22 protein-coding genes and 1 pseudogene are annotated in these 23,620 nt (G+C 68.9%); 13 read left to right on the forward strand and 10 right to left on the reverse strand.

The features are described from left to right. Nucleotides 1-50: 50 nt before the first annotated feature. Nucleotides 51-587: a DUF3566 domain-containing protein gene (locus ACGFY5_RS37025; protein WP_392727973.1), complete on the reverse strand. Its 537-nt coding sequence runs from the start codon at nt 585-587 to the stop codon at nt 51-53. Nucleotides 588-624: 37 nt separating this feature from the next. Here ACGFY5_RS37025 and ACGFY5_RS37030 point away from each other — a divergent pair, with 37 nt between their 5' ends. Further along, a complete protein-coding gene (locus ACGFY5_RS37030; RefSeq protein ID WP_392727976.1) occupies nt 625-780 on the forward strand; it encodes a hypothetical protein in 156 nt (51 codons plus the stop codon). Beyond that, nucleotides 781-1,242: a hypothetical protein gene (locus tag ACGFY5_RS37035; protein ID WP_392727978.1), complete on the forward strand. Its 462-nt coding sequence runs from the start codon at nt 781-783 to the stop codon at nt 1,240-1,242. Between the two features lie 34 nt (nt 1,243-1,276). On the opposite strand, the gene gyrA is transcribed toward ACGFY5_RS37035, so the two are convergent. The 4 genes from gyrA to ACGFY5_RS37055 form a co-directional block, all read right to left on the reverse strand. After that, complete coding sequence (gyrA, locus tag ACGFY5_RS37040; RefSeq protein ID WP_392727981.1) at nt 1,277-3,760, reverse strand: DNA gyrase subunit A; 2,484 nt, start codon at nt 3,758-3,760, stop codon at nt 1,277-1,279. Between the two features lie 93 nt (nt 3,761-3,853). Further along, complete coding sequence (gyrB, locus tag ACGFY5_RS37045) at nt 3,854-5,809, reverse strand: DNA topoisomerase (ATP-hydrolyzing) subunit B (protein ID WP_392727984.1); 1,956 nt, start codon at nt 5,807-5,809, stop codon at nt 3,854-3,856. 176 nt (nt 5,810-5,985) lie between these two features. Then, a complete protein-coding gene (locus tag ACGFY5_RS37050) occupies nt 5,986-6,522 on the reverse strand; it encodes a hypothetical protein (RefSeq protein ID WP_392727987.1) in 537 nt (178 codons plus the stop codon). 92 nt (nt 6,523-6,614) lie between these two features. Next, entirely contained in the window at nt 6,615-6,881 is a 267-nt protein-coding gene (locus ACGFY5_RS37055; RefSeq protein WP_392727989.1) for a hypothetical protein, read from the reverse strand. A 296-nt stretch (nt 6,882-7,177) separates the two neighbouring features. On the opposite strand from ACGFY5_RS37055, the gene ACGFY5_RS37060 reads away from it, so the two are divergent. Together ACGFY5_RS37060 and ACGFY5_RS37065 are read left to right on the forward strand one after the other, a co-directional pair. Next, entirely contained in the window at nt 7,178-8,125 is a 948-nt protein-coding gene (locus ACGFY5_RS37060) for an NAD(P)/FAD-dependent oxidoreductase (RefSeq protein WP_392727991.1), read from the forward strand. Between the two features lie 134 nt (nt 8,126-8,259). Continuing rightward, the gene (locus ACGFY5_RS37065) at nt 8,260-9,489 is read left to right on the forward strand and encodes a citrate synthase (protein WP_392727993.1); all 1,230 of its coding nucleotides are present in this window, start codon (nt 8,260-8,262) and stop codon (nt 9,487-9,489) included. On the opposite strand, the gene ACGFY5_RS37070 is transcribed toward ACGFY5_RS37065, so the two are convergent. From ACGFY5_RS37070 to dnaA, 5 genes are all read right to left on the reverse strand, one after another. After that, nucleotides 9,480-10,064, reverse strand: coding sequence for a DUF721 domain-containing protein (locus ACGFY5_RS37070; RefSeq protein ID WP_392727996.1), 585 nt, complete (start codon nt 10,062-10,064; stop codon nt 9,480-9,482). The genes ACGFY5_RS37065 and ACGFY5_RS37070 overlap by 10 nt on opposite strands. Next, nucleotides 10,033-11,247, reverse strand: a complete 1,215-nt coding sequence (gene recF, locus ACGFY5_RS37075; RefSeq protein WP_392727998.1) for a DNA replication/repair protein RecF — start codon at nt 11,245-11,247, stop codon at nt 10,033-10,035. Before recF ends, ACGFY5_RS37070 begins: the two co-directional genes overlap by 32 nt. Nucleotides 11,248-11,262: 15 nt before the next feature. Next, entirely contained in the window at nt 11,263-12,195 is a 933-nt protein-coding gene (gene gnd / locus ACGFY5_RS37080) for a phosphogluconate dehydrogenase (NAD(+)-dependent, decarboxylating) (RefSeq protein ID WP_392728001.1), read from the reverse strand. Between the two features lie 166 nt (nt 12,196-12,361). Further along, nucleotides 12,362-13,501 carry a DNA polymerase III subunit beta gene (dnaN, locus tag ACGFY5_RS37085; RefSeq protein WP_392728004.1) on the reverse strand — a complete coding sequence of 380 codons (1,140 nt, stop codon included), beginning with the start codon at nt 13,499-13,501 and terminating at the stop codon, nt 12,362-12,364. A gap of 700 nt (nt 13,502-14,201) precedes the next feature. Further along, nucleotides 14,202-16,247 (reverse strand): chromosomal replication initiator protein DnaA, encoded by a 2,046-nt coding sequence (gene dnaA / locus ACGFY5_RS37090; RefSeq protein WP_392729058.1) that lies wholly within the window; start codon nt 16,245-16,247, stop codon nt 14,202-14,204. A 537-nt stretch (nt 16,248-16,784) separates the two neighbouring features. On the opposite strand from dnaA, the gene rpmH reads away from it, so the two are divergent. From rpmH to ACGFY5_RS37135, 9 genes and pseudogenes are all read left to right on the forward strand, one after another. Next, the gene (gene rpmH, locus ACGFY5_RS37095) at nt 16,785-16,922 is read left to right on the forward strand and encodes a 50S ribosomal protein L34 (RefSeq protein ID WP_035859730.1); all 138 of its coding nucleotides are present in this window, start codon (nt 16,785-16,787) and stop codon (nt 16,920-16,922) included. A 17-nt stretch (nt 16,923-16,939) separates the two neighbouring features. Then, on the forward strand, nt 16,940-17,332 hold the full coding sequence (gene rnpA / locus ACGFY5_RS37100; RefSeq protein ID WP_392728007.1) for a ribonuclease P protein component: 393 nt from the start codon (nt 16,940-16,942) through the stop codon (nt 17,330-17,332). Nucleotides 17,333-17,433: 101 nt separating this feature from the next. Continuing rightward, nucleotides 17,434-17,703: a membrane protein insertion efficiency factor YidD gene (gene yidD / locus ACGFY5_RS37105; RefSeq protein ID WP_392729060.1), complete on the forward strand. Its 270-nt coding sequence runs from the start codon at nt 17,434-17,436 to the stop codon at nt 17,701-17,703. Next, nucleotides 17,700-18,707: pseudogene (gene yidC, locus ACGFY5_RS37110) on the forward strand (membrane protein insertase YidC); the annotation flags it as partial. The gene yidD and the pseudogene yidC, both read left to right, overlap by 4 nt. Before the next feature lie 172 nt (nt 18,708-18,879). Then, nucleotides 18,880-19,401: a protein jag gene (locus tag ACGFY5_RS37115; RefSeq protein WP_392728010.1), complete on the forward strand. Its 522-nt coding sequence runs from the start codon at nt 18,880-18,882 to the stop codon at nt 19,399-19,401. Then, on the forward strand, nt 19,398-20,189 hold the full coding sequence (rsmG, locus tag ACGFY5_RS37120) for a 16S rRNA (guanine(527)-N(7))-methyltransferase RsmG (protein WP_392728013.1): 792 nt from the start codon (nt 19,398-19,400) through the stop codon (nt 20,187-20,189). Before ACGFY5_RS37115 ends, rsmG begins: the two co-directional genes overlap by 4 nt. A 221-nt stretch (nt 20,190-20,410) precedes the next feature. Further along, entirely contained in the window at nt 20,411-21,796 is a 1,386-nt protein-coding gene (locus ACGFY5_RS37125) for a ParA family protein (protein ID WP_392728015.1), read from the forward strand. Beyond that, complete coding sequence (locus ACGFY5_RS37130) at nt 21,793-22,794, forward strand: ParB/RepB/Spo0J family partition protein (RefSeq protein WP_392728018.1); 1,002 nt, start codon at nt 21,793-21,795, stop codon at nt 22,792-22,794. The genes ACGFY5_RS37125 and ACGFY5_RS37130 overlap by 4 nt, the downstream gene beginning before the upstream one ends. A 122-nt stretch (nt 22,795-22,916) precedes the next feature. Continuing rightward, nucleotides 22,917-23,609 carry a GNAT family N-acetyltransferase gene (locus tag ACGFY5_RS37135; protein WP_392728020.1) on the forward strand — a complete coding sequence of 231 codons (693 nt, stop codon included), beginning with the start codon at nt 22,917-22,919 and terminating at the stop codon, nt 23,607-23,609. Nucleotides 23,610-23,620: the final 11 nt, after the last annotated feature.

Genomic DNA, 23,620 nt, shown 5'->3' on the forward strand with positions numbered 1-23,620 from the left:
CGACGCGAGACGAAACGTTACCCTACCCGTCCGCCCCGCCCCAAACCGAGTTACTGGTTCCGCTCCGCGAGCGTCAGCTCGACGCCGCCGACCAGGTCGGCACACACGTTGTAGATGAACGCCCCGAGTGTCGCCAGTGCGGTGAAGAGCACCATGTTGACCGCTCCGAGCAGCGCGGACCCGCCGATCACCATCTTCGCGGTGATCGCCAGGTCGACGCCCTGGCTACCATCCTGACCTGCGGTGACCGTGCTGATCGTCTCGTTGAGGCTGTCCCACACGCCCAGCGCGCCGAGCACCATGTACAGGATCGACGTGGCGACGATCGACGCGATGAACAGCACGAGCGACACCGCGAACGAGAACTTCATCACCGACCACGGGTCGACCTTCTTCAGCTGCAGCCGAGCCCGGCGCGGGCCACGGCTGGCGGCCGCCGACACGGTCTGACGCGCCGACCTGACCGCCTCGCCGACCTGGACCCGCGGCGGGGCCGCGGAGCCGGCCTGCTGGGCGGATGCACCACCGGAGACCGGCGCGGCGGCACCGGCCGTACCCGGCACCGCGTGCGCGGCAGGCGCGCTCACCGACGCCGCACCCGGACGGCTCGCCTGCGCCGGTCCGGTGTCGAACGAGGGCATCGCCGCCGTGGCGGCGGCAGCCGGCGGGCTGCTCGTCGGCGGTTTGGCCGCGGGGGTGACGCGGGTGGCCGCGTTGCCGGCTCCCGACGTCGGCGACGGGCTGCCGCCCGACGGCGCCGGGGTGACCGGCTTGCCGTAGGTGGTGCCCTGGCTCTTCGTCGCCGGGCGGGCCGCGCCGTTGGACGCGCTGCCAGAAGCCGGCGTCGCCGCGCCCGGCGTGGCACCGGCCGGAGTGGCATTGCCACCGGCGGCGGAAGCGGTGGCGGCAGGCTTGGCGGAGGCCGGGGTGGCCTTCGCCGCCGACGGGTTGGTGGGTGCGGCCGACTTCGCCGGAGTCGAAGACGCCCCCGCGGCCGGGGCGGGCTTGGCGCCCGCCCCGGCCGCCGGTTTGGTCGTCGCCGACGAGTCCGGCGTACCCGGCTTCGGCGGCTGCTTGGGCGCCGCAGCAGCGGGCTTGGTGGACGACGCGGACGACGCCCCCGTACCCGCGCTGCGTGTCGTGGTTTCCCGCGACGGCGTTGCGGAGCCCCCCACGGTGGCTCGCCCCACGGTGGCTTTACCCACCGCGGCGGACGCCCGGGCCGAGCTGCTCGAGTTCTGAGCGCCCGGACCGTCCGTGTTCTCGGAGTCAGTCATCAGCCGTCCTGTCCTTCAGGTTCGTCCTCGTTGCGCGCGATCGCCACCAGTGTCACCCCGGATGGGAGCTCCATGAGCTTCACCCCCATCGTGTTCCGGTCACGAGTGCGCCGCACCTGGCGCACAGGAGTCCGGATCACGCCCCCGTTGGACGTGATGGCGAAGAGTTCATCTTCGGTGGTCACCGCAAGGGCTGCGATGAGCCGTCCGCGCTTCGACACGATCCTGGCAGTGACGACACCCTTACCACCACGACCTTGGACCGGATACTCCTCGATCGGCGTCCGCTTGGCGAATCCGCCCTCGGTCGCGACGAGAACGTCCATGCCCTCCCGGGCGACGTGCATCGAGAGCAGCTCGTCCTCGCCCGCAAAGCGCATCCCGATCACGCCGGACGTCGCCCGGCCCATCGGCCGGAGGGTCTCGTCGTCGGCCTTGAAGCAGATCGCCTGCGCTTGCTTGCTGATCAGCAGCAGGTTGTCGTCCTCGTTGATCAACTCGGCACCGACGAGCTCGTCGCCGTCGCGGAGGTTGATCGCGATGACGCCGCCTTGGCGATTCGAGTCGAACTCGGTGAGCTTGGTCTTCTTCACCAGACCGTTGCGAGTCGCCAGCACCAGGTGAGGAGCGTCCTCGTAGGTGCGGATCTCGATGACTTCGGCGATCTGCTCGTCCGGCTGGAACGCGAGCAGGTTGGCGACGTGCTGGCCGCGGGCCGTACGACTGGCCTCCGGCAACTCGTACGCCTTCACGCGGTAGACGCGGCCCTTGTTCGTGAAGAACAGGATCCAGTCGTGCGTCGAGCAGACGAAGAAGTGCGCGACGATGTCGTCCTGTTTGAGCGCCGCACCCTGCACGCCCTTGCCGCCCCGCCGCTGCGAGCGGTAGAGGTCGACCTTGGTGCGCTTGGCGTACCCGGTGCGGGTGATCGTGACGACCACCGGCTCCTCGGCGATGAGGTCTTCCATCGAGACGTCGCCGTCGTAGGGCAGGATCGTCGTCCGCCGGTCGTCGCCGTACTTGTCGACGATCGTCTGCAGCTCTTCACCGATGATCTGGCGCTGACGCTCTTCGCTGGCGAGGATCGCCTCGAGCTCGGCGATGTCGGCCATCAGCTGGTTGTACTCGTCGGTGATCTTCTGCCGCTCGAGGGCGGCGAGCCGACGCAGCTGCATGTCGAGGATCGCGGTGGCCTGCAGCTCGTCGATCTCCAGCAGCTGCATCAGGCCGGTACGCGCGACCTCGACCGTCTCCGAGGCGCGGATCAAGGCGATGACCTCGTCGAGCGCATCCAGCGCCTTGAGGTAACCACGCAAGATGTGGGCCCGCTCCTCCTTCTTGCGGAGGCGGTAGCGGGTGCGCCGGACGATGACCTCGATCTGGTGCGCGACGTAGTACCGCACCATCTGGGCGATGTTCAGCGTCCGCGGAACGCCGTCGACGATCGCCAGCATGTTGACGCCGAACGAGTCCTGCAGCTGGGTGTGCTTGTACAGGTTGTTCAGCACGACCTTGGCGACGGCGTCCCGCTTGAGCACCAGCACCAGTCGCTGACCGGTGCGGCCGGAGGACTCGTCGCGGATGTCGGCGATGCCGCCGAGCTTGCCCTCCTTGACCAGCTCGGCGATGCGCTCGGCCAGGTTGTCGGGGTTGACCTGGTACGGCAGCTCGGTGACGACGAGCATCTGCCGGCCGCGACGGTCTTCCTCGACCTCGACGATCGACCGCATCCGGACCAGGCCGCGGCCGGTGCGGTACGCGTCGGCGATGCCCTCGGCGCCGACGATCAGGGCGCCGGTCGGGAAGTCCGGCCCCTTGATCCGGGCCGCCATCGCGACGATGGTCTCTTCCTCCGGCGCCTCCGGGTTGTCCAGGCACCACTGGACGCCGGCCGCGACCTCGCGGAGGTTGTGCGGCGGAATGTTCGTCGCCATGCCGACCGCGATGCCGGCGGAGCCGTTGACCAGCAGGTTCGGGAACCGCGCCGGAAGGATCGCCGGCTCGGTGGCCCGACCGTCGTAGTTCGGGACCATGTCGACGGTGTCTTCGTCGATGTCCCGGACCATTTCCATGGCCAGTGGGTCGAGCCGGCACTCGGTGTACCGCATGGCGGCCGCCGGGTCGTTGCCCGGCGAGCCGAAGTTGCCGTTGCCGTCGATCAGCGGATAGCGCAGCGACCAGGGCTGCGCCATCCGGACGAGCGTGTCGTAGATCGAGGTGTCACCGTGCGGGTGGAACTGCCCCATGACGTCGCCGACGACGCGGGAGCACTTCACGTAGCCGCGCTCCGGCCGGTACCCACCGTCGTACATGCCGTACAGGACCTTGCGGTGCACGGGCTTGAGGCCGTCCCGCACGTCCGGCAGCGCACGCCCGACGATGACGCTCATCGCGTAGTCGAGGTAGCTGCGCTGCATCTCCACTTCGAGCCCGACTGGCTCGACGCGGTCGCCGGGCGGTGGCGGGGTCGTCGTCTCGGTCACGAACTGCCTTCCGGTGTGGATATCGTTCCCACAGAGCGGGGATTTATACGATATGCCTTTTTAAGATGTGGATAAGGCTGTGAACTGTGTGGACTAGATGTCCAGGAAACGGACATCCTTGGCGTTCTGCTGGATGAACGACCGGCGTGCCTCGACGTCCTCACCCATCAGAACGCTGAACAGTTCGTCGGCGACGGCTGCGTCGTCGAGCGTGACCTGGAGCAGCGTGCGGGTGGCCGGGCTCATCGTGGTGTCCCACAGCTCGGGGTAGTTCATCTCGCCCAGACCCTTGAACCGCTGGATGTCGTCCGGCTTGGCCTTCGGGTTCTTCTCCTGGCGAAGCTTGATGAGCCCGTCGCGCTCGCGGTCGGAGAAGGCGTACTGGGCGTCGTCGCCCTTCTTGTTCCACTTCAGCTTGTAGAGCGGGGGCTGGGCCAGGTAGACGTGGCCGAGCTCGACCAGCGGCTTCATGAAGCGGAACAGCAACGTGAGCAGCAGCGTCCGGATGTGCTGACCGTCGACGTCGGCGTCCGCCATCAGCACGATCTTGTGGTAGCGGAGCTTCTCGATGTCGAACTCGTCGTGGATGCCGGTGCCCAGCGCGGTGATCAGCGACTGGACCTCGTTGTTCTTCAGCACCCGGTCGATCCGGGCCTTCTCGACGTTCAGGATCTTGCCGCGGATGGGCAGGATCGCCTGGAACTTCGGGTCGCGTCCCTGCTTCGCCGAGCCGCCCGCCGAGTCACCCTCGACGATGTAGAGCTCGCACTCGCGCGGGTCGGACGACTGGCAGTCGGACAGCTTGCCCGGCATCGCGTTCGAGTCGAGCGCGCTCTTGCGGCGAGCGAGCTTCCTGGCCTGCTGAGCGGCGATACGGGCCCGGGAGGCCGCGGAGGCCTTCTGGATGATGCCGCGCGCCTCGCTGGGATTGCGCTCGAACCAGTCGTTGAGCCACTCGTTGCAGATCTTCTGGACGAACGACTTCACCTCCGTGTTGCCGAGCTTCGTCTTCGTCTGGCCCTCGAACTGCGGGTCGGCGATCTTGACGCTGATGATCGCCGCGAGCCCCTCACGGATGTCGTCACCGGTCAGGTTGTCGTCGTTCCCGCGGAGGAGCTTCTTCTCCTTGGCGTACCGGTTGACGATGCTCGTCAGCGAGGTGCGGAAGCCCTCGTCGTGGGTGCCGCCCTCGTGCGTGTTGATCGTGTTCGCGAACGAGTGGATCGACTCGCGGTAGCTCTCGTTCCACTGCATCGCGACCTCGACGGCGAGGCCCTGGCTCTCCCCGGCGAACTCGATCACGCTCTTGTGGATCGGCGTGTTCTTCTCGTTCAGGAACCGGACGTAGTCGGCGATGCCACCCTTGTACTGGTACGTGTACTCGCGGGGCTTCTCGCCGCGGTCACCGTCAGGGTCGCGCTCGTCACGCAGGATCAGCGTCAGGCCCCGGTTGAGGAACGCCATCTCCTGCATGCGGCGACGGATCGTCTCGAGGTTGTACGTCGTGGTCTCGAAGATCGTCGGGTCGGCCCAGAACGTGATCGCCGTACCGTGCTCGCTGGTCGCCCCGCGCTTCTCGAGCTTGGCGGCCGGCTGCGTGTTCTCGTACGGCTGGTACCAGACGAAGCCTTCGGTCTTGATCTCGACCTCGAGCTTGTGCGAGAGCGCGTTGACGACCGAGACGCCGACGCCGTGCAGACCGCCGGAGACCGCGTAGGACTTGCCGTCGAACTTGCCACCCGCGTGCAGGACGGTGAGGACGACCTCGACCGCCGGGCGCTTCTCGACCGGGTGCATGCCGACCGGGATGCCACGGCCGTTGTCGACGACGCGGACGCCGCCGTCGTCGAGCAGCGTGACCTCGACCGTGTCGCAGTAACCGGCCAGCGCCTCGTCGACCGCGTTGTCCACGACCTCCCACACCATGTGGTGGAGACCGCGCTCACCGGTGGAACCGATGTACATACCTGGGCGCTTGCGGACCGCTTCGAGGCCTTCGAGAACAGTGATTGAGCTGGCGTCGTATCCGGACTTCTTCTTTTCTGACACGGACTGGCCTCGGCTGCTCTCTCCGCCGGCGGTCCGGCGGCGTCGGGCTAGCGCGGCGCGGCGGAGCCTGACACGCGCGGGTACCGCTCCAGTCTAGCCGTCCCGTCCGACAGGAAGTCGCAGCGGCGCGTCCTGTGGGCGAGCTGGCGCTTCCGAGCCCCCATCCACGTGGGTACCTACTGGGGCTGCCTGCCGACTTCGTACGACCGATCTCCCGGCGAGAGCCCAACCGGGGTGGTGGTCGGGTACCGACCGTACCGCGAGGGTCCGACCGAACCGGCTCCGTTCGTCGTCCGCGAGGTGCTCTCCGACGTTCCCCGGTCAGGGGCGGGCGCCCGGTCGTCCGGCGTCGAACCGGTCGTCGGCGCAGGAGTTCCGGCCCCGGACGCGCGCGTGCCACCGGCGGTCCGGCCACCGACCGACGCACCACCACCGGAGAGGCGGCTCGCGAAGACCCGGAGCAGTTCCGTGGTCTGCGACAGCGGCGCCTCTGCCTGCCTCGCGCGCTCGGCCGCCTGGCTGAGCTGGGCGGCCAGACTCGCGGGTGCCGTCATCGCCGGCCGCCCTTCCGGCTGGTCGGCGCTGAAGGTGCCGACGACCTGCGCTGCCTCGCGGAGGTTGCGCGATGCGTCGAGGACGGGCCGTCGGTGTTGCTGGGCCTGGTCGGAGAGGAAGCGGAGCCGACCGGCTATCCGCTCCAGCTCAGATGCCATCGGGCCGCCTCCTGGAACCATCGGTACCGGTTCGAGCGCTCTCCGCGTTCATTCTTCCACCGGACCGACGTGAATCCTTACGGGCGTCGCACTCATTCAGGTACCTGGGCGACGAAGTCGCGGCCGGCCTCGACCGCGTTGCGCATCAGTTGAATCGACCGGTCGAGCTCCTCGAGGTTCAGCTGCAGCAGTTCGAGGATGCGCCGGTCCTGGCCGGTCACCGAGCCGGCGATCTCCGCGCCGACCTCTGCGATCGCATCGCGGATCTGCTGTCTCAGGTTGTCGAGGCTCGCTGCTTGGCGGTCGACCTCACCCAGCCGAGCGAGGAGCCGTCGTTTCTCGGCTGCCGCAGTCGCCATGGCCGATCACTGTAGCGGCCCCGTACGGGGGTGAGTTGCCCGGTGAAGTGATCGGGAACGGTGTGCCGATTGTGAAGCGTGATGCAGTAACGATCCGTGTCGATCAATGTCGATTTTAGTTGATCCACATATCCACAGGCAGCCTGTGGATAACTTTCGCCGTCCTCGCTCACCACCTCCGACAGTCCGACTGGATCATGTTTGATTTATGTTGATCAACATAGATCGCCGTTGACACAGCGAAAACGAGGCGGTGTCGGAGATGCGGCGCAACGGAGAGCTGTGACGATGGGGGCATGGCGTCTGACGTGCAGATCATCGGAGCCGGCATCGCAGGTTTGGCCTGCGCGCGCGCGATCGCGGGAGCCGGACATCGGGTAGTCGTCCGCGAGGCCGCGGACACCGTCGGCGGGCGCATGGCGACCCGCGTTCTCGACGGACGGCCGGTCGACCTCGGGGCGTCGTATTTGACCTGCCGCGCCGAGGCGTTCCGCACGGTCGTCGACGATTGGGTGCGCCGCGGTCTCGCCCACCCCTGGACCAGCGCGTTCGCCGTGCACACCGCGCTCGGGCTCGAGCGCAGCGAGGACGGGCCGGTCCGGTACGGCACCCGCGGCGGCCTCCGGTCACTGGTGGAGGACCTGGCGACCGGCCTGCTCGTTTCCCTCGGTGACCCGGTGACCAGCGTCGGCCCCGGTCCGCGCGTCAACGGTTGGCCGGCCGACGCCGTCGTGCTCGCGATGCCCGACCCGCAGGCCCGCCGCCTGCTCGATCCCGAGTGCGTCGACGAGCTCGCGGAGACCGCGGATTCTCCCTGGTCACCGGTGATCGCGGTGGCTGCGGGGTGGGCGGAGCGGCAGTGGGACGTCGACGGCGTCTTCGTGCACGACGACCCGATGCTCGAATGGATCGCCGACGACGGCCGACGCCGCGCCGACTCTGCTCCGGTGCTGGTCGCGCACACGGGCGCGGACTTCGCAGCGGAGCATTCCGACGAGCCCGACCAGGCCGTCGGACCGGTGGTGGACGCCGTGCGGTCGATCCTCGGGATCTCCGAGGAACCGCTGTGGACGTTCGTCCAGCCGTGGTCCGAGGCCCGGCCGCTGAAGCCGCGGACCAGTCCGTACTTCTTCGGCGAGGCACGCATCGGCCTGTGCGGCGACGCCTGGGGCTCCCCGCGGGTCGAAACGGCGTGGGCGTCCGGGCACCAACTGGGCCTCGAGATCGCCGAAACGCTGGACTGACGCCTCCCCCGACCTGGGTCGATCGATATTGATCCACATATCCACAAGACACCTGTGGATACCGCCAGCCCGCTGGGACGGCACATCGATACATTGATCAATGTGCACTGGCCGGGCGAGCGGGGAGGTGGGGGATGACTGACGACGTCCCGTTGCTGTCCACCGTGGAAGCCGCCCGCCGGCTCGGCGTCAAACCCGCCACCCTGTACGCGTACGTGAGCCGGGGTCTGCTGTCCCGGGTTCGTGGCGCCGACGGGCGGGCGAGCTACTTCGACCCGGTCGAGCTCGATCAGATGGCCCACCAGCCCCGGACGCCCGCGCCCGGTACCGGCGGCGGCCTGGTCGTGCGATCCACCGTGAGCGAGGTCCGCGAGCAGCGTCTCTGGTACCGCGGCCGGGACGCGTGCGAGATGGCGCGCGTCGACTCGTTCGAGACGGTCGCGGCGTGGCTCTGGTCGGAGGGGCGCAGCCAGCCGCTGTCGTTCGCCAGCCCGGAGGAGTTCGTCGCCGCCGCGCGCTCGGCGTCGGACGGGCTCCCGCGCGACGTGCGACTGCTCGATCGGATCCGGGCCATCGTGGCTGCGATCGGTGCGGTCGACCCGCTCCGGGCCGACCTGCGTCCGGAGGCGGTGATGATCACCGCGGCCACGCTGATCGGAGCGCTCGTCGACGGACTACCCCGGCGGGGCTCCGACGCCGGCGAGGGTTCGGTGGCTCAGCGCCTGTGGGGCGCGCTGAGCTCGCTGCCCGCGGACCCGGCCGCCGTGACGTCGCTGAACACTGCGCTCGGTCTGCTCGCCGATCACGCGGTCACGGCGTCGACGCTTGCGACCCGGGTTGCCGCGTCCGCACGGGCGCACCCGTACGCGGCGGTGGGCGCCGGGCTCTACACGCTCGACGGGCCGGTGGAGAGCGGCACCGCCGCACTGGTGCACCGCACCCTGGCCGAGGCCGAACGGGACGGCAGCGTGGCGGTGGTGGCCCGGCTCCTCGATCAGAACAACCAGCTGCCCGGCTTCGACCACCCGCTCTATCCGGACGGCGATCCCCGCGGCCGGACGCTGATCGACGTACTCGCCGCCGAGCCGCCCCACCGCGGCCGGTGGGAGGCCGTCGAGCAGTTCCTGTCCACCGGCGGACGCGGCCGTCCGCTGGCGCCCACCATCGACTTTGGGGTGGCGGCGTTGACGTTCACCGCGGGCATGCCGCCCGACGCCGGGCTGGCGATCCTGGCGGTGGCGCGGTGCGCCGGGTGGGTGGCGCACACGCTCGAGGAGTACGGCGAGGACGTCGACCGGTTCCACGTCGACCGTCCGCAGCGGCGCGTTACCAGCGGTACCAACGGACGGGGCAGTCAGCCGTAGGTGTCGCGCGGCCCGCGGCCACGGATCGAGAGCGGCCCGCGCTTCCAGCTCGGTGCGGCCGGACCGTGCACCCGGATCTTGCGAACGACGTTCGGACCCACCTCTGCCGCCAGCATTCCGAGCAGCTTGCCGGAGAGCAGCCGCAGCTGGGTGGCCCACGCGGTCGACTCGGCCTGCAGCGTCAGCTCGCCGTCACGCAGCCCGACCGGCTTGGACTTGGCGGCGATCTCCGGCCCGACGAGGCTCTCCCAGTCGCCGATGACCCGCGCCTCGGAGGTGGGACGGTCCCAGCCGCGTTCGGCCACCATCCGACGGACCAACCGGCCCAACGGCTGTGGATCACGCGGATCGGGGCCGGCGCTGCTCCACCGCCGCCGCTTCGGGCTCTGTCCGTCGCCGGGTTCCCGTTTCGGCGCCCCTGGACGGGTCGTGTACGTGCGTCCGGCCGCCCGCGCGGCGTCCAGGGCGGCCCTGGCCAGCTGTGGCCCACTCGGCTTGAGGCCCGTCGGCTTCACCTCGGTCGGTTCGGCCTCGGCCGATTCGTCAGACACGCGTGACCTCCCCGGCCGCGACATCGAAACGGGCGCCCTGCAGTGCCGACGGAACGTCCGCGGCGACGGCGGCAGTCACGAGCACCTGAGAAGCATCCCCCACGAGCTCCGCCAGCCGCTCGCGTCGCTGGGAATCGAGCTCGGCAAAAACGTCGTCGAGGATCAGCACCGGCTCCCCGCCGTCAGCGCTGAGCAGGTCGTAGCTGCCGAGCCGGAGCGCGAGCGCGTACGACCAGCCCTCGCCGTGGCTGGCGTAACCCTTCGCCGGCAGCTCGCCGAGCCAGAGCACGACGTCGTCGCGGTGCGGGCCGACGAGCGTGATGCCCCGCTCGATCTCCTGACCCCGCGCCTCCGCGAGCGCCGAGAGGATGTGCTGGGTCAGCGTGGGCACGTCGACGTTGAACTCGGGCCGGTCGACGACCGGCTCCGGGGTATCGGAGACCGCGTCGCCGTGCGTCGAGGAGCGGTACGCCAGCCGCGTGCGGCCCTTGCCCGCGCTCACCGCGTCGTAGGCCTTCGCGACGTACGGCTCCAGCGCGCCGAGCACCTCCAGGCGGCCGGCCAGCAGCTCGGCGCCGTGGGCGGCCAGGTGGCCGTCCCACACCTCGAGCGTGCGGAGGTCTCCCCCGGATGTTCCACGTGAAGCACGCCGCGCCGACGCCGCGGTGCGCAGGAGCGCGTTGCGCTGCTTGAGCACCCGGTCGTAGTCGGCGCGCACGGCGGCGTAGCGCGGTGACCGGGCGACCAGCAGGTCGTCGACGAACCGACGCCGTTCGGACGGGTCACCGCGGACCAGCGCGAGGTCTTCCGGAGCGAACAGCACCGTGCGCAGCGCGCCCAGGATCTCGCGCGGCCGTGCCACCGGCGACCGGTTGAGCCGGGCCCGGTTGGCTTTCCCGGGCACGATCTCCAGCTCGACGACCAGCTCGCGGGCGTCGCGGACGACCGCGGCCCGGATCACCGCCCGGGTGGCACCGGCACGCACCAGCGGAGCGTCCGTCGCCACCCGGTGACTGCCCAGCGTGGCGACGTAGCCGATCGCCTCGACCAGGTTCGTCTTGCCCTGGCCGTTGGGGCCGACGAACACGTTCGGGCCGGGATCCAGGTCGACGGATACCGCCGCATAGCTGCGGTAGTCGACCAGAGACAGGTGGCGGACGTGCGTGCCACCGTGCCGGTTGGGGGTCCCGGCCCGATCCGTGTTCATCTCACCTTCGGGTGCTCAGCTGTCGATGGTGTCGCCAGGGCCGCCGAGGTCGGCGGCGGTGGCGGCCTGGCCCGCCTTCGTGGTGGCGTGGCCACCGAACTGGTTGCGCAGCGCGGCGACGGCCTTCATCGCCGGCGAATCGTCCTGACGCGAACTGAACCGGGCGAACAGCGAGGCGGCGAGAACCGGCACCGGGACGGCGTGGTTGATCGCCTCCTCGATGGTCCACCGGCCTTCGCCGGAGTCGTTGACGTAGCCCTTGATGTCGTCGAGGTTCGGGTCTTCCTGCAGCGCGTTGACCAGCAGGTCGAGCAGCCAGGACCGGACGACGGTGCCTTCCTGCCAGCTCTTCAGCACGCCCGGCACGTCCTGGACGACCTCGGCCGCCGTCAGCAGCTCGTAGCCCTCGGCGTAGGCCTGCATCATGCCGTACTCGATGCCGTTGTGAACCATCTTGGCGAAGTGGCCGGCTCCGACCGGGCCGGCGTGCACGTAGCCGTAGTCGCCCTCCGGCTTGAGCGCGTCGAAGAACGGCTGGACCTTCCCGACGTTCTCCTCGGTGCCGCCGACCATGAGGGCGTAGCCGTTCTTGAGACCCCAGATGCCGCCGGAGACACCGGCGTCGACGTAGCCGATGCCCTTCTCGGCGAGGTGGTCGGCGTTGATCTTGTCGTCGGTGAAGCGGGAGTTGCCACCGTCGACGACGACGTCGCCGTCGGAGAGCAGCTCGCCGAGTTCCTTGACGGTGTCGCGGGTCGGGTCACCCGCGGGGACCATCACCCAGACGACGCGCGGCGAGGTCGTGAACGCGTCCACGAGCTCGGTGAGGCTGCCGACGTCGGCAATCTCGTGGTTGCGGTCGTACCCGATCACGGTGTGGCCGGCGCGGCGCAGACGCTCGCGCATGTTGCCGCCCATTTTGCCGAGCCCGATGAGGCCGATCTCCATGCTGCTCTCCCCTGCATTTCGCGTGGCGGTCCCGGCGTCGGTCTTCCCCCACGAAACGACCTGACGCGGCGCTTCATGATCGATTCTTCCCCGAGCCCGGTGCGCAGATGCCAACCGGTCCCCGGCTATCTGGCAACTAGCCGGGGAACCGACCGCGAAACCTCGGCTACTGCGAGACGCGGACGGGCATCAGGAGGTACCGGTAGGCACTCTCGTTGACGGGCTTGGACTCCGCATCGGCCTCCTCACCGGTCAGGACGGCCGGCTTCAGCGGGGTCGTGCAGGACAGTACGGCGACCTCGGTGCCCAGGGCGTTCAGACCGTCGAGCAGGAACTGCGGGTTGAAGGCAATCTCGATGTCCTCGGCGTCGAAGATCGCGTCGGTGGACTCGGACGCGCGGGCGTCCTCGGTGCCACCGGCCTCGACCGTCAGGGTGCCGCTCGTGAACGCCAGCCGGACCGGGGTGTTGCGCTCGGCGACCAGTGAGACGCGCTTCACGACCTCGACCAGCGTCGCGGTGGGCACCTTGGCCTGGATCGCGTGGCTGTCGGGGAAGAGCGAGCGGACCGGCGGGAACTGGCCGTCGAGCAGGCGCGTGGTGGTGCGCCGCCCGGCTCCGGAGAATCCGATCAGGCCTTCGCCGGTAGCGCCCTGGCTCAGCGCGAGCGTGACCTCGTTGCCCGAGGACATCGCGCGGGCCGTGTCGGACAGCGTACGGGCCGGAACGAGCGCGTGCTGACTGACATCGGGAGCGCCGGGACGCCACGTCAGCTCGCGCACCGCCAGGCGGTAGCGGTCGGTGGCCAACAGGGTCAGCCGGTCGCCCTCGAGCTCGAGGCGCACGCCGGTGAGGACCGGCAGCGTGTCGTCCTTGCCCGCCGCGACGACGACCTGGGCGACAGCGGTGGCGAACTCGTTCGCCTCGACCGCACCGGCGACCGTCGGCATCTCGGGCAGCGTCGGGTAGTCCTCGACCGGCATCGTCGGAAGCGTGAAGCGAGCGGTGCCGCAGACGATCTCAGCGCGCGCCTCGTCGGCGTCGAGCTCGACCGGGTGGTTGGGGAGCGCCCGGGTGATCTCGGCGAGCAGGCGCCCGGAGACGAGGACGCGGCCGGGGGTATCGGTCTGCACGTCGACACCCATCTGGCTGGAGACCTCGTAGTCGAAGCCGGACACAGTGAGTCGGTCGTTGTCGGTGTCCAGCAGGACACCTGCCAGTACCGGCACCGGCGGACGTGCCGGCAGGCTCTTCGCCGTCCACGCGACAGCGTCGGCAAGCGCCTCGCGCTCGACCCGGAACTTCATTCCTTGCCTCCATCACTGCGGGCCTTTGTGCCTCCGACGTCGATGGTGGCAGCACCGTCGATGTGATGCCGTCCGTCGCCGCACTGGGGAGCCGACCGTACCCCGTAGGTACGACGAAACGGTGCGCCGGGCGCGAGCCGAGCGTTCCGAACCCCTCTTCTTCGGTGCGATCGTCCGAGGCTCGACCAACTCGGTTCAGAAGCGCTTTCCACACATTCCCCAGCACCGAAGAGCACTTGAGATCTCTCTAGATATACGTCTAGTAGTCGTAGTAGGGGTTGTGGGAACCGTGGAAAACCCTCGTTTACGCAGCGTGCGGCCCAATAGAACGTGTGGATGGCCGGTGGGAACTTTGGGGATGAAGCGAGGGGCGTTGTGGACGGGAAAAAGTTGTCCCCCGTTACCCACAGAGAACCCACACCTATGCGCACAGGTTTCCCACAATCCAAAGCCCTTTCCACAGAGTTATCCCCAGGCTGTGCATGAGTGCTGGTGAAACGGTGGACAGTCCTGGGGGTAGTGCGGTGGATGGGCGGTGGGATGAGCGTGCCAGCCAGCGGGTTCACTCGTACCCATCTGTTGATGAACATGTCCACACCATGTGGACACAGCTTGTTTAGGACGTGTGGACAGTGTTCGGGGGTCCGGACGCCAAGAAGCCCGCGCCGACCGTGTCGGCGCGGGCTTCGGACCCTCGGAACTACTGCTGCTGGGCGCGCTGCTTGATGCGGTTGGTGAGCTCCGCGATCTGGTTGTAGAGCGAACGACGCTCGGCCATCATCTGCCGGATCTTGCGGTCGGCGTGCATGACGGTCGTGTGGTCGCGGCCGCCGAAGGCCTGACCGATGCGGGGCAGCGAGAGGTCCGTGAGCTCCCGACAGAGGTACATCGCGACCTGGCGGGCGTTCACCAGCACCCGTGAGCGCGACGAGCCGCAGAGGTCGTCCATCGAGACGCTGAAGTACTCCGCGGTGGCGGCCATGATCGTCGCCGCGGTGATCTCCGGGCCGCCGCCCTCCGGGATGAGGTCCTTCAGGACGATCTCCGCCAGCCCGAGATCCACCGGCTGCCGGTTGAGGCTGGCGAACGCGGTGACGCGGATCAGAGCGCCCTCGAGCTCACGGATGTTCGACTGGATCTTGCTGGCGATGAACTCCAGCACCTCCGGCGGAGCGGCAAGGCGCTCCATCGCCGCTTTCTTCCGGAGGATCGCGATCCGCGTCTCGAGGTCGGGCGGCTGGATGTCGGTGAGCAGACCCCAGGTGAATCGGGTGCGCAGCCGCTCCTCCAGCGTCGACAGCTCCTTCGGCGACCGGTCGGAGCTGATGACGATCTGCTTGTTGGCGTTGTGGAGCGTGTTGAACGTGTGGAAGAACTCTTCCTGCGTCCGCTCCCGGCTCTCCAAGAACTGGATGTCGTCGACGAGCAGGATGTCGACGTCGCGGTAGCGGCGCTGGAACGCCTGGGTCTTGTCGTCCCGGAGCGAGTTGATGAAGTCGTTCGTGAACTCTTCGGTGGAGACGTAGCGCACGGCGCGGGCGTTGCCGAGCGACTGGGCGTAGTGCCCGATCGCGTGCAGCAGGTGCGTCTTGCCGAGCCCCGAGCCGCCGTACACGAACAGCGGGTTGTAGGCCTTTGCCGGCGCCTCGGCGACCGCGACCGCGGCGGCATGCGCGAAGCGGTTCGACGAGCCGATGACGAACGTGTCGAACGTGTACTTCGGGTTCAGCCGCGCCGGCTCGGTGGGGCGAGGCGTCTCGCCACGCCGGATGGTGCGGTTCGTCGGCTCGCCGGGGACCGGAGCGTCCGTTCCGAACGGCGGCGTGTGGTGCCGGCCCCGGTTGTCGAAGTTCTGGGGGTAGTTGCTGCCGTCGTAGGGCTCGAAGCCGCCGGGCCGGGCTCCGCCGTACGGACCCGGGGTGCGGTAGGACGGCTGCTCCGGAAATGCCGGCGGCGCGTAGCCCGGAATGCCCGCGGTGCCGACGACGCTCGCGCTCCCGGTGGTTCCGGTGCCCATCGGCGGGGCCTGGGCTTCGGCCTCCGTAGCGCTCGCCGCGTGCCGTCCGCGGCCACGCTCCGGCGTGCCCAGCGGCTCGGCGGGCTCCGCCGAACCCACCGGCGGCGCCTCGGCCTTCGGGCTCTCGTCGGGACGACCGGGCTGATCGGGCAGGTACGGGTCGGGCCGCGGGTCGTCGGCGCGCTCGTGTTCCTCGGGACGGGGCCGGTAGCGCTCGGTCGCGCTGCCGTACGTCGTCGGCGCGGGCGAGACCGGCACCGGCGACGGGGCGCTCTCGCCGTACGGGCGGAACGACTGCTGACGGTAGCCGCCGGCGGCCTGCGTCGGGAACTCGAGCTCGGGCCGGCCGCCGCCGTACTCCCCACCCCGGTCGGACTCGTACCGGCCGGCCGGGTAGCTGTCGGAGCGGTAGTTGTCGACCGGCGGGAGATCCAGGACGTGGAGTTCCATCGTCTGCTGCTCGACCGGGACCCGCACGGTGACGGCCACGTTGACCGTCCGGCCGAGCTGTCTCGAGATCGCGTCGGTAATCACACCGCGTAGCCGACTTTCGAAGGCGTCCTTCGCGAACTGGTTCGGCGCGGCCAGCAACGCGGTGTCTTCGACCAGCGCCAACGGCCGAGTGAGCCGAAGCCAGGCCCGCTGCTGGGGACTGAGGTCCTGGTCGGCCAGGCTTTCCGTGGCCGCAGACCAGATGCCTTCGAGATCAACGCTCTCGTCGGTCACCATTCCCCCTGGTAGATAGCGTCGCTCTCGGGCGACCGATGCACTGTCCACACCGGTTTCCACACCCTGTGTATAGTGCTCGGGCCCTGATCTGAACCGGACATTTCGTGCCCCGGCTTCGACGGCGTGTCGGGCGGCTGCCCGCCCGACGGACCTACCAGGCCGAACGCCCCCGGTTGCGCTCACGGAAATCCGACGAGATCAACCAGGACCGGCAAACGGGCAGGCTAACAGCGTCCTTGAGCACCCAACAAGGCGTTGTCCACAGGCTGAGGCGGCCTGTTGTCCCGTCCGAGCCCGTGGCCTGCGGGCATGCCTGATGTGCCAGGTTGATATCGGGACGGAAGAGCGATTCACACGTCGGCGCGGCACGGTACAGATCAGCTACCGAGAGTGACGAACCAGCTGCTCGGACTCCCGCATTTGCTGGCCCTGTGATGGCTCACGTACGCTGGAAGCATCTATGGCTATGCCTGTGACTCTGGGACGTAGCCGAGCCGACCGCAGTTCGACCTGTTAGTACGCATCGGAGACCGCGACGTGAGCAAGCGCACCTACCAGCCGAACAACCGCCGCCGCGCGAAGACCCACGGCTTCCGGCTGCGCATGCGCACGCGTGCGGGGCGGGCCATCATCGCCGCACGGCGCCTCAAGGGGCGCGCGCGCCTCTCCGCCTGATCCGGCGGGGGCGCGGCGTGCTGCCGGCGCACGCGCGGCTACGGCGGCGTGAAGACTTCACCAGGGTGCTGCGCTCGGGCAGTCGCGCGGGACGCAGCACGCTCGTGGTCCACGCGACGTTGGGCCGCCCGGTCGACGCCGCGCACGCCGGTACCAATTCTGACGAGACCGGCTCGACGGAGAACTCCGTCCGAGCCGGTTTCGTTGTCTCCAAGGCAGTGGGCAATGCCGTCACGCGACACCGGGTCGCGCGGCAGCTGCGCCACCTGGTCCGTGACCGGCTCCCGCAGCTACCCGCGGGTAGCACGGTGGTGGTCCGGGCTCTGCCCGCCGCGGCCGACCAATCTTCCGAGACGCTGGGCCACGACCTCGACAGCGCGTTCCGACGCATCCTGAAGGCTCGACGATGAGCGTTGCTCCGCACCGCGACCGGGACGTCTCCGCGGAGACGGTCCCGGAGACCGGTGTGTCGAGCACCCAGCCGAGCCGGATGTCCCGGGTACTGCTGGCGGTGCTGATCGCACCGATCCAGTTCTACCGCCGGTGGATCAGCCCGGCACTCCCGCCTCGCTGTCGTTTCCACCCCAGCTGCAGTGCCTACGCGCTGGAGGCGCTGCGGACCCACGGTCCGGTAGCGGGGATCCTGTTGGCAGGTTGGCGCATCATGCGTTGCCACCCGTTCCACCCCGGTGGGTACGACCCCGTCCCCACGGCGCGGCCCCGCTGGGCTCAGCGCCTCCGTCGTGCTCGCAACCGCCGTCCGTCTGGAGCTTCTCGGTGAACTTGAACTGGATCTACACGGGTATCTCGTGGATCCTGCTGCGCTGGCACGACCTGTGGGGCGGCCTGCTCAACATGCCGTCCGGCCCCGCGTGGGTGCTGTCCATCGTCTTCCTCGTGCTGACCGTCCGGGTCGTGCTCTTCCCGGTCTTCGTCAAGCAGATCAAGTCGCAGCGGGCCATGCAGACGCTGCAGCCGCAGATGAAGGAACTGCGCGAGAAGTACAAGAACGACCAGCAGAAGCTCCAGCAGGAAATGATGGAGCTCTACAAGCGGGAGAAGGCCAACCCGCTGATGGGCTGCCTTCCGATCTTCCTGCAAATCCCGGTCTTCATCGGTCTGTTTCACGTCCTGCGCCTGATCAATCCGAACTCGGACTCGGCCTTCAAGGCGATGACCACCGAGTACGGCTGGACCGCCGACCAGTTCAACAGCGCGTCCGAGGCGCGGATCTTCGGTGCCCCGATCGCCGCGGCGTTCCGCTCGACGACCGACCAGCTCGCGCAGCTCGACGCCAGCCGACTGGCCGTCACGCTGGTCGCCGGCATCCTGATCATCACGATGGTCGCGACGACCTACATCACCCAGCGCCAGATGATTGCGCGCAACGGTGTTGCGGCCGACCCGACGCAGGCGATGGTGCAGAAGCTGATGCTGTACGGCATCCCGGCTTCGCTGCTGATCTCCGGTGCGATCTTCCCGATCGGCGTCGTCGTCTACTGGGTGACGCAGAACTTCTTCTCGATGGGCCAGCAGTTCTGGGTGCTCAGCAAGATGCCGATCCCCAAGCCCGGCGACCCGAAGGTCGACCCGGAGAAGGCCGCTGCGATGGCGCCGAAGCCGGGCGTCAAGCCGGTCAATCCGAAGAAGGGCGGCCGTCCTGCGACCGCGCGGCAGTCGTCCACCGGCAGCTCGCTGAAGTTCGATACCGCCAAGGCGCGTGCCGATCGGGCAGCTGCCGACAAGGCCAAGGCAGAGGTGCCCGACACCAACAGCGATGGTTCCGACGGTGCCGAGACGCCACCGCCCGCGCGTCGGCCAACGCCACCGCGTGGCAGTGGCGGCCGACGTCCGCAGGACAACCGGAACCGGAAGCGGAAGGGCGGCCGGCGCTGAGCCGGCCTCCTACGGATCATTCGCGCCGCGTCGCGGCGGCGCGGCAAGCCAGGGAGCAACAATGACGGAGACCCGTCCCACCACGGCGCCGGCGGCCACGGACACTGTGGACGAAGACACCGATCTGCTGGTACGTGAGGGCGACATCGCCGGTGACTACATCGAGCGGCTGCTCGACATCCTCGACTTCGATGGCGACATCGACATGGACGTCGAGGGCGACCGTGCCGTGGTCGCGGTGATCGGTGAGGAGCTCGACGCGCTGATCGGTCCGCGCGGCACCACGCTGGACGCGCTCCAGGAGCTGACCCGGCTGGCGGTCGTGCAGCAGACCGGCGTCCGCAGTCGGCTGATGCTCGACGTGGGTGGTTACCGCGCCAAGCGTCGACAGGAGCTCGTCGCCATCGCGAAGAACGCGGTGGAGCAGGCCCGGTCGCTCGGCGAGCCGGTGAAGCTGAGCCCGATGAACCCGTTCGAGCGCAAGGTCGTGCACGACGCGATCAGTGCGATCGAGAACGTGCGGAGCGAGTCCGAGGGCGAAGAGCCGGAGCGTCGCGTGGTCGTCCATCTGCAGAGCGCATGACCGAGCGCGACAACTTCGCAGCGAGCCCCGCCGGTCCGCCGGCGGGGCTCGCTGCTGTTGCGGCCTCGGTGTTCGGTGACCGGCTCCCGGTCGCGGTCCGCTATGCGGAACTGCTCGCGACGGCGGGCGTCGAGCGTGGCCTGATCGGCCCTCGCGAGGCACCACGGCTGTGGGAGCGGCACCTGCTCAACTGCGCCGTCGTCGAAGAACTCTTTCCGACCGACGCCACGGTCGTGGACGTCGGGAGTGGCGCGGGGCTGCCCGGCCTCGTGCTGGGAGTCATGCGTCCGGATCTGCGGATCACGTTGCTGGAGCCCCTCGCCCGCCGGGTCGCGTTCCTGGAGGAGGCCGTCGACGCGCTCGGACTGTCGTCGATGACCGTGCGGCGCGGCCGGGCCGAAGAGGTCGTGGGGCAGGTGTCCGGGTCGATCGTGACCGCACGGGCCGTCGCGCCCCTGGACCGGCTCGCCGCATGGTGTCTGCCGCTCTGCGAGCCCGAAGGGCGCATGCTCGCACTGAAAGGTTCGTCTGCGGCGGAGGAGATCACCGAACACGCCGCAGCGGTAGCGAGGGTCGGAGGGGTCTCCCCTCGTATCGTCGAGTGCGGAGGCGGCGTCGTCGACCCCCCGACGACCGTGGTCGAGATTCTCCGTGGTGGTGCAGTAGCCACCGGCCCCCGGCGTTCCGGTACTCGAAGTGCCGGGAACGGCAGTGATCCGTCCCGTCGGCAGAGGCCTGGATCGGCCACTGCGAGCCGCCGTGGACGGAGAGGACGACACGGGCCATGACCGACAGCGCATCTCGGAAACCCACTGCCGTGGGATGGCCGGGCTCGAAGCCGGCCGACGAATTCGCGGTGATCAAGTTTCCGGGACGCGGTGATTCGGACCTGGGATGGCCCGACTTCACGGCTCACGAAGAGACTGCACTCCCTCCACCCGCTAGACGCTCCGACAAAACCCCTCTGCGGTTGGTGCGCCCCGAGGGGCTCACGGTGGAGAACGGGCACTTGGAGATCGTCACGGCGCCTTCCCTCGACGATCTGCTCGGCGTGACCGCCGCTGACCGCCGCGCAAGCGATCCGACGGCCGGAATCGGCAACTCTTTGCGTGATCTCATCGACAGAGTTGTCGGTCGGGCAGAGGTTGAACGCCCCGGGACGGTACCGTCGGAGAGTGCCGGCGGGACCCTCGCCGAAGTCCCCTTCTTCGAGCGGGGTGCAGTCTTCGAGCGCGGCGCAGCGATCGCAGCGTCGCCGGACACCACTGGCCCCTCGGCGCCAGCTTCCCCCGAGTCCGGTTTTGAACAGGTCCAGGAGATCGACGTGAGCGACCCCGCTCAGTCCGCCCCCCATAGCCTCACGAGCGGAGCGGATGAGAGCCAGCGACGGATCCGCGCCGTGTTGGACGACGCCACCGCCGTTCCACGTGAAACGGCCCCCGATCCCTTCGATGTTTCACGTGAAACAGATCCTCTCTCGATGGACGCCCGCGTCTTGCCGGGCGATGTTTCACGTGAAACTGACGACGATGATCTACCGATCGCGATCGAAGCCCGACGCGCGGTCCAGGTTCTGAATCCGGGTCACAACACGCTTCCCCGCCCGCTCGGCGGCCGACGCGTCATGTGCGTGGCCAATCAGAAGGGCGGGGTCGGCAAGACCACGACCACTGTCAATCTCGCGGTCGCGCTCGCCCTCCACGGCAACCGCGTGATGGTGATCGACCTCGACCCGCAGGGCAACGCGTCCACCGGGCTGAACGTCGACCACCGGGCCGGTGTGCCGAGCACCTACGACGTCCTCGTCGACGGAATCCCGCTCGCCGAGGCGACGGTGGCCGTCGACGGCGTGCCGAACCTCTACTGCGTCCCGGCGACGATCGACCTCGCCGGGGCCGAGATCGAACTCGTCTCGGTCGTCGCGCGCGAGAACCGGCTCCGCCGGGCCATCGACGCGTTCCCGGCAGACATCGACTACATCTTCATCGACTGCCCGCCCTCGCTGGGCCTGCTGACGGTTAACGCACTCGTCGCTGCCCGAGAGGTGCTGATCCCGATCCAGTGCGAGTACTACGCGCTCGAGGGTCTCGGTCAGCTACTCCGCAACGTCGAGTTGGTGAAGGCGCACCTGAACAACGACGTGCAGATCACCACGATCCTGCTGACGATGTACGACGGCCGCACCAAGCTGGCCGACCAGGTCGCCACGGAGGTCCGGGGCCACTTCGGCGACACCGTGCTGGAGGCGGTCATCCCCCGCAGCGTTCGCGTCTCGGAGGCGCCTGGATTCGGGCAGTCGGTGATCACCTACGATCCTGGTTCGCGCGGTTCGACGAGTTATCTTCAGGCTGCTCGGGAGATCGCGGAGCGCGGCGCTAGGGGAGGACACCTGTGAAGAACCGACGCGGACTGGGGCGAGGCCTCGGTGCGCTGATCCCGGCGGGGCCGTTGCCGGGTGAGGAGGAGGACGGTGCGCCCGTCGCCACCCAGCGGATGCCGTTCGCCACCGGCGCCACAGCGGTCTCCGCGGTACCGGACAGCGACGACGAGGCGTCCGGTCTGGCGCCGGTGCCTGGTGCGCGGTTCCGGGAGGTGCCGGTCGACGCGATCGCGCCGAACCCCAAGCAGCCGCGTAAGGGCGAATTCGACGAAGAGGCGATGGAGGAACTGAAGACCTCCATCACCGAGGTCGGGGTTCTCCAGCCCGTCGTGGTCCGGGAGAAGGCGCCCGGAAGCTACGAGCTCATCATGGGCGAGCGTCGCTGGCGCGCGTCGAAGGCGATCGGTCGGGAAACGATCCCGGCCATCATCCGGGACACCAGCGACGAGCACCTCCTGCGGGACGCCCTGCTGGAGAACATCCACCGGTCCGACCTCAATCCGCTCGAGGAGGCGGCCGCGTACCAGCAGCTGCTCGCGGAATTCGGCGTCACGCAGGAGGAGCTCAGCAAGCGCATCGGGCGTAGTCGGCCGCAGATCTCCAACACGATCCGTCTGCTGAACCTCCCCGCCGCGGTGCAGCGGCGGGTGGCCGCCGGGGTGCTCAGCGCGGGCCACGCGCGGGCGCTACTGTCCCTCGACGACAACGACGCCCAGGACCGGCTCGCGACGCGCATCGTCGCCGAAGGGCTCTCGGTGCGGGCCACCGAGGAGATCGTCGCGCTCGGCGGCGACCCCGAGCCCCCGCAGCGGGACGCGCCGGCCCGCCGGACGCGCATGCGGTCCCCCGGTCTGGAAGACCTCGCGGGCCGGCTCTCCGACCGGTTCGACACCCGGGTGAAGGTGGACCTCGGTAAGCGCAAGGGGCGCATCACTATCGAGTTCGCGACGATCGACGACCTGGAGCGCATCGCCGACGCGATGGGCGTGAAGTCCGAGGGCCAGCCCGAGTAACCCCACGTCCCCCGAATGCAGAGCGGCCCCACGGAACCCCGTGGGGCCGCGTTCTTGTCCAGAGTTCCCGCGGTGCACGCCACACCTAATGGGGTGGGCGGCGAGGGAACGCGTCCGGCAGGATGAAGGCATTCGAGCCTGGAGAGATCGTGCAACAACCTCGTGTCGTGGTGAACCCGCCGCTGACCGACGAACTCCGTGAGCACCTCGTCGACATGTGGGTGCGGGTCACCAATGAAGGTGGGTCGGTCGGGTTCGTTCCGCCGGTGACGGCGGCAATTATTCGGCCGACTGCCGACCGTTCCTTCGATCGGGTGCGTCAGGGGACCGACGTCTTGGTCTGTCTGACCGCACCGACGAATCCCGAAAAAATACGTGGATCACTCCGAAAAAATGGCCTTCTGGAATCGCCGGAGAAGGCCGAACACGGGTTGGTCGGTACTCGGGGTACCGATTCCGACAATCGCGCGTCTATGGGCCTCTCAGGGGCGCTAACGGGCGAGCGGGTTGTGGCGTGGTTGCTGCTCGCCGAAAGTGAGAGCCTTCTGCGTCGGCACTGGCGGACGGTGTACCGGGTGCAGGTCGATCCGGCGTTTCAGGGCGACGGGTTGGGCACGAAGCTGATGGCGTCGGCCGCCGACCATGCCCGGGACGAGCTCGGGCTCGAGGCGCTCACTTTGATGACGCGCAGCGGCACCGGGGCCGAGCGTTTCTACAAGCGTTGCGGCTACCGCGAAGTCGGCCGCATCCCCGGCGCCATCCGGATCGGCCCTCACGACAACCGCGACGAAGTCCACTTCTGGCTCGACCTTTAGTGGGCGGCCCG

The organism is Cryptosporangium sp. NPDC048952 (genome assembly GCF_043197895.1).
Classification (GTDB): Bacteria; Actinomycetota; Actinomycetes; order Mycobacteriales; family Cryptosporangiaceae; genus Cryptosporangium.